Source organism: Streptomyces sp. PA03-6a, assembly GCF_033792765.1.
Lineage (GTDB): Bacteria > Actinomycetota > Actinomycetes > Streptomycetales > Streptomycetaceae > Actinacidiphila.
On sequence record NZ_JARAVK010000416.1, the window covers coordinates 1 to 4,951 of the forward strand.

The 4,951-nt window shown below is 74.8% G+C and carries 5 protein-coding genes and 1 pseudogene; 2 read left to right on the plus strand and 4 right to left on the minus strand.

The window, feature by feature from the left end; all coding sequences use genetic code 11:
* The first annotated feature begins 123 nt into the window (after window positions 1-123).
* Window positions 124-1,020 (plus strand): trehalose-phosphatase, encoded by an 897-nt coding sequence (otsB, locus tag PV350_RS44440; protein WP_499512502.1) that lies wholly within the window; start codon window positions 124-126, stop codon window positions 1,018-1,020.
* Here otsB and PV350_RS44445 read toward each other — a convergent pair.
* From PV350_RS44445 to PV350_RS44455, 3 genes and pseudogenes are all read right to left on the minus strand, one after another.
* A pseudogene (locus PV350_RS44445) lies at window positions 981-1,856 on the minus strand (SDR family NAD(P)-dependent oxidoreductase); the annotation flags it as partial. The gene otsB and the pseudogene PV350_RS44445 overlap by 40 nt on opposite strands.
* A 94-nt stretch (window positions 1,857-1,950) precedes the next feature.
* Window positions 1,951-2,616 carry a response regulator transcription factor gene (locus PV350_RS44450; RefSeq protein ID WP_499516872.1) on the minus strand — a complete coding sequence of 222 codons (666 nt, stop codon included), beginning with the start codon at window positions 2,614-2,616 and terminating at the stop codon, window positions 1,951-1,953.
* Window positions 2,617-2,618: 2 nt separating this feature from the next.
* Window positions 2,619-3,716 (minus strand): sensor histidine kinase, encoded by a 1,098-nt coding sequence (locus PV350_RS44455; protein WP_499512501.1) that lies wholly within the window; start codon window positions 3,714-3,716, stop codon window positions 2,619-2,621.
* A 134-nt stretch (window positions 3,717-3,850) separates the two neighbouring features.
* On the opposite strand from PV350_RS44455, the gene PV350_RS44460 reads away from it, so the two are divergent.
* The gene (locus PV350_RS44460) at window positions 3,851-4,063 is read left to right on the plus strand and encodes a hypothetical protein (RefSeq protein ID WP_499512500.1); all 213 of its coding nucleotides are present in this window, start codon (window positions 3,851-3,853) and stop codon (window positions 4,061-4,063) included.
* Between the two features lie 91 nt (window positions 4,064-4,154).
* Here PV350_RS44460 and PV350_RS44465 read toward each other — a convergent pair whose 3' ends face one another.
* A complete protein-coding gene (locus PV350_RS44465; protein WP_500339049.1) occupies window positions 4,155-4,565 on the minus strand; it encodes a hypothetical protein in 411 nt (136 codons plus the stop codon).
* Window positions 4,566-4,951: the final 386 nt, after the last annotated feature.

Genomic DNA, 4,951 nt, shown 5'->3' on the forward strand with positions numbered 1-4,951 from the left:
GGTGGGGGACCGCCCCCCGCAGGCGCAGCGGACCCGCGGGCGGCGGTGCGGAGAACACCGCCGGAGGCGGGATGCTTCCGTACGCCGGGCATGCCCCCCGCAGGGGTCGGTAGGGTCGGGGGCATGAGCCGCAGCCGCAGGGACGAACTGCCGGTACCCACGACGCCCGAGGGCAAGGACGGCCTGGCCGCACTGCTCGCGGAGCCCCGCAGGGCCGTGCTGGCCCTGGACTTCGACGGGACGCTGGCGCCGATCGTGCCGGATCCGGACGCCGCGCGGGCGCATCCCCGCGCGGCCGCCGCACTGGCCCGGCTGGCGCCGCGGATCGGGTCCGTCGTGGTCGTGACGGGCCGCCCCGCGGGCGTGGCCGTGCGGTACGGGGGCTTCGCCGGGGTGCCGGCCCTGGAGCACATGGTCGTGCTGGGCCACTACGGCGCCGAGCGCTGGGACGCCCGTTCCGGCGAGGTCAAGGCGCCCGGCGCGCACCCCGGGGTCAACGCGGTGCGCGCGGAACTGCCGGGCGTGCTGGACGCGATCGGGGCGTGGCACGGCACGTGGGTGGAGGACAAGGGCCGCGCGGTGGCCGTCCACACGCGCCGTACGGAGGATCCGCAGGCCGCGTTCGAGGCGCTGAGCGGACCGCTGAGCGATCTGGCCGACCGGCACGGGCTGATCGTGGAGCCGGGCCGGATGGTGCTGGAGCTGCGGCCGCCCGGCATGGACAAGGGCGTGGCCCTCAACGACTACCTGCGGGAGGTCGGCGCAGGTCCCGTGCTGTACGCCGGTGACGACCTGGGCGACCTGGCCGCCTTCGGGGCCGTGGAGAAGCGGCGCGCCGACGGCCTGCCCGGTGTGCTGGTGTGCAGCGGCAGCGCGGAGGTGGCCGAACTGGCCGCCCGGGCCGACCTCGTCGTGGACGGCCCGGAGGGCGTCGTGGCGCTCGTCGACGCCCTCGCGGACGCCCTGGAGGAGCGGGACGGTCAGGACGGGCCCGAGAGCCAGCCGCCGGTCAGCGACTGAACCGCGGACCCGTCGAGGTCCGCGAGCTTCACGCCCGTGAACTCCCGGGCCCGCGGGGAGGTCTGGACACGGAAGGGCGGCCGCTCGGCGCCGAGCACCTCGACGATGGGCGCCGCGGCCTCGGCGATGGTCTGGGCGGCCGTGAACGCCTGCGTGGCCCGGTCGAGGTAGTGGGTGAACGCGGGCCGGTAGGGGCCCGCGGCCGCCGCGTACGCGGGGATGTCGATGCCGAGGTTGGCGACGAACTCGCTGCCGACCGCGCCCGGTTCGACGACGCTCACCGTGACCCCGACCGCGGCCGCCACGGGCGCGAGCGCCTCCATGTAGCCCTCGACCGCGAACTTCGCGGCGCAGTAGGCCTCGTTGAAGGGCTGCCCCACGACGCCGCCCACGCTGGTGACGGTGACCAGCCGCCCGCCGGAGGCGCGCAGGTGCGGCATCGCGGCCTTGGTGACCTCGACGACGCCGAAGAAGTTGACCTCCATCGTGGCGCGGACGTCCGCGACCGTCTCCAGCTCGATCGTGCCGACGTGCCCGGCGCCGGCGTTGTTGACCACCGCGTCCAGGCCGCCGAACTCCACGACGACGTCCTCCACCACCGCGGCGACCAGCCGGGCGTCGGTCACGTCCAGCCGCTTGACGTGGACGTGTTCGGGGACCCCCGCCCCGGCCGCGGCCTTGCGGAGGGCGTCCGCCTTCCCGGGGTCGCGCATGGTCGCGACGACGTTCCAGCCGGCGCGGGCGGCGGCCACGGCGGTGGCCAGGCCGATGCCCGAGGAGGTGCCGGTGATCAGGACGGTCCTGGGGGTGCCGGTGGTCATGGGGTGGCTCTCGCTCTCTGCCGGGCCGTGCGGGTGCGCGGGTGTGCGCGTACTCGGGTGCGCGCGTACTGATGACCGCACCCTAGACACCCCGGCGGCCTCCGCCCGGTCAGCCCCGGCCCGCGGCGTCCGCGTCGTGGACGAGGAGGGCGATCTGGACCCGGTTGTTCAGGCCGAGCTTGCCGAGGATGCGGGAGACGTGGGTCTTCACCGTCGGCACGCTCATGTGGAGCCCGGCCGCGATGTCCGCGTTGGACCGGCCCTCCCCGATGGCGAGGGCCACTTCGTGCTCCCGCTCGCCCAGCGACGCGAGCCTGCGCCGTGCGGTGGCCCGCGCGCCCCTTCCCCCGGCGCCGGAGTCGGCGACCTGGGCGATCAACTGCCGTGTCACCGCCGGGGACAGCACCGGTTCGCCGGCCGCCACCTTCCGTACCGCCTCGACGATCTCGCGCGGCGCCGTGTCCTTCAGGACGAAGCCCGCCGCGCCCGCGCGCAGCGCCCGCAGCACGTGCTCGTCGGTGTTGAAGGTCGTCAGCACGATCACCTCGGGCGCGCCCGGCCGCGCCCGCAGCGCCTCGGTGGCCGCGAGGCCGTCCACGACGGGCATGCGGATGTCCATCAGCACCACGTCGGGGGAGTGCTCCTGGACCAGTGCCGCCACCTCGCCGCCGTCGGCCGCCTCGGCGACGACCTCGACGTCCGGCGCCCCGCCCAGCATCATCCGCAGCCCGGCCCGCACCAGCGGGTCGTCGTCCACCAGCAGCAGCCGCACCATCGTCACGCCGCCCACGGTAGCCAGGCGCGCAGCCGGAAGTCCCCGCCGGCCCGGCCGTGCTCCAGGTCGCCCCCGGCGAGCGAGGCCCGCTCCGTCAGCCCGATCAGCCCCTGCCCGGCGCCGGGGATGGCCGGCACCACGGCCGCCGCGGCCGGCACCGGGTTGCTGACCTCGACGGTCAGCCCCCGCGCGGGACCGCCGGCGAGCCGCACGGTCACCTCCGTGCCGGGGGCGTGCTTGCGTGCGTTGGTCAGCCCCTCCTGCACGATCCGGTACGCCGTGCGCCCCGAGGCGGCGGGCGCCGCCGCCACCGCGTCGTCGTCCGCCTCCAGCACGATCCGCATCCCGGCGTCCCGGGACTCCTCGACCAGCCGCGGCAGGTCCGCCAGCGTCGGCTGCGGCCGTCCGCCCGCGCCGTCCGCCGCACCGGAACCGTCCGGCTCGCGCAGGACGCCGATGATGCCGCGCAGGTCGTCCAGCGCCTGGTGCGCGCTCTCCCGGATCACCCCGGCGGCGCGCTCGATCTCCGCGGGGGACGCCCCCGGGTGGAACTCCAGTGCTCCCGCGTGGACGCTCAGCAGCGACAGCCGGTGCGCCAGCACGTCGTGCATCTCCCGGGCGATCTCCTCGCGCGCCTGCCGCCGTCCGCGCTCGGCGTACGAGGCCAGCAACTGGCGCCGGGAGCGTACGTAGAGCCCCCAGCCGATCGAACCCGCCATGATCACGAAGAAGGTCATCGCCGAGCCGGTCTCCGGCAGGTCCGGGTCGGGCCCCCGCGCCATGAACAGCGGCAGCGGAGCGAACGCCAGGGCCGCCACCCAGGCCGTCGTGCGCAGCGGCCGGTGCGCGGCCACGGTGAAGACCGCCACCGCGGTCGGGCCGCCGACCAGGTGCGCGAACCACCCGGTCACCAGCAGCACCACCGCCAGCTGCACCGGCCACCGCCGCCGCAGGAACAGCGCCGCGCACGCGGCCGCGCTGACCGCCTGCTCGACGGGCCCGACCTGGGCACCCACCCCGTCCACGGACAGCACGGAGAAGGCCGCCGCACCGAGGAAGACCGCGATGTCGGCGACGATGTCCTTCCGTACGCGTCGCATTCCCCCGAATGTACGGTCCCGGGGCGCCGGCACCACCCCCGCGCCCCAAGTCGAGACTTTCGGACGACAGCCCGTGCGCGATCGGCGACTTTCGCCGACAGCCCGCGCGGGCGCGTGCTCCCTAGCCTCGTGGCATGAAGGGTTTCCTCGGTTTCCTCAGCTTCGTGCTGCTCTCCCAGGGCATCGGCGGCATCGCCTACGAGCTCACCGGCGGCTGGTTCCGTCTGTGGGCGCTGACCCACCGGATCGGCTTCCTGGACGGTTACGAGATCTACGTGTGCGTCCTCCTGCTCGTCCTCGGCGTCGCGGTCCTCTCCGCGGCGGAGTCGGTGGGCAAGCGCTCCTGACGCCCGGTCGCGCCCGGTCGCGCACGGCCCGCCCCGGTCCCCCGTTCCTGTGCGACGGGGGCCGGGGCGGTGGCACATGTAGGGGGTCGGGTCACCAGTTGTTGTTGTCGCGGACGATCGCCGCGCACTCCACGACGGCGCGGGCGGTGGGGATGGGGGTGGTCATGCCGTTCCTGTTCCGGACGGTGACCGTCCAGCCGTTGCCGGACCGCTGGCTCGTCAGCACGCTCAGGTCAGTGCTGCTGAGGACGAAGCCGCCGCCGGTGACCTCGGTGCGCGAGGGGCAGCGTGCCGAGACGGTCTGCGTGGCGTTCGAGGGCACGGTGGAAAGGACACCCAGGAACTCGGCGGTCCTCAGCCGCCCGAAGTTGTCCCGGTTGCCGCCGCCCTGGACGGGGTTCGAGGCGGCGTCGTCGGCGACCGCGGCGGTGCGCGCGGTGGCGGAGGCGTTCGTGGGACCGGCGAATGCGGTGGTCGTGACGACCGCTGCGGCGACCGTCATGGCTCCGGCGACACCCCAAAGCACCTTATGGCGGGGTCGACCGGACATGGTCTTCTTCGCTCGTATGTTCATCTCTCTGCCTTCGAAGATGACGGAAGGAGCTCGCTCCGGGTCGAAGCGATTGCGCTCATCGTCACCTTGTGCGAGCTGTTCCGCACTTTGGGTGACCAAGGAGGATGAACGGTGCCCGCTCGACGATCTGACGGAGCGGCGGTACGACGCTCGGTCAGCACGCCGGAACGGGCCTCAGATGGGGCCGGCGACCGCGCACGGTTCCACGCGTGGCCGCTGCCGCACGATGCCCGCGCGGACCAGCGAGGCGCCGCGCGGAGCGCCCGACGGGGCGTCGGATGCGGGTGCGGCGGTGGAGCAGGGCGGGCAGGGGC

Bases quoted from the DNA above. Each gene is read 5' to 3' on its own strand.
- otsB (WP_499512502.1), top strand. From the start codon at position 124: ATGAGCCGCAGCCGCAGGGACGAACTGCCGGTACCCACGACGCCCGAG.
- PV350_RS44450 (WP_499516872.1), bottom strand. From the start codon at position 2,616: ATGGTGCGGCTGCTGCTGGTGGACGACGACCCGCTGGTGCGGGCCGGG.
- PV350_RS44455 (WP_499512501.1), bottom strand. From the start codon at position 3,716: ATGCGACGCGTACGGAAGGACATCGTCGCCGACATCGCGGTCTTCCTC.
- PV350_RS44460 (WP_499512500.1), top strand. From the start codon at position 3,851: ATGAAGGGTTTCCTCGGTTTCCTCAGCTTCGTGCTGCTCTCCCAGGGC.
- PV350_RS44465 (WP_500339049.1), bottom strand. From the start codon at position 4,565: ATGACGGTCGCCGCAGCGGTCGTCACGACCACCGCATTCGCCGGTCCC.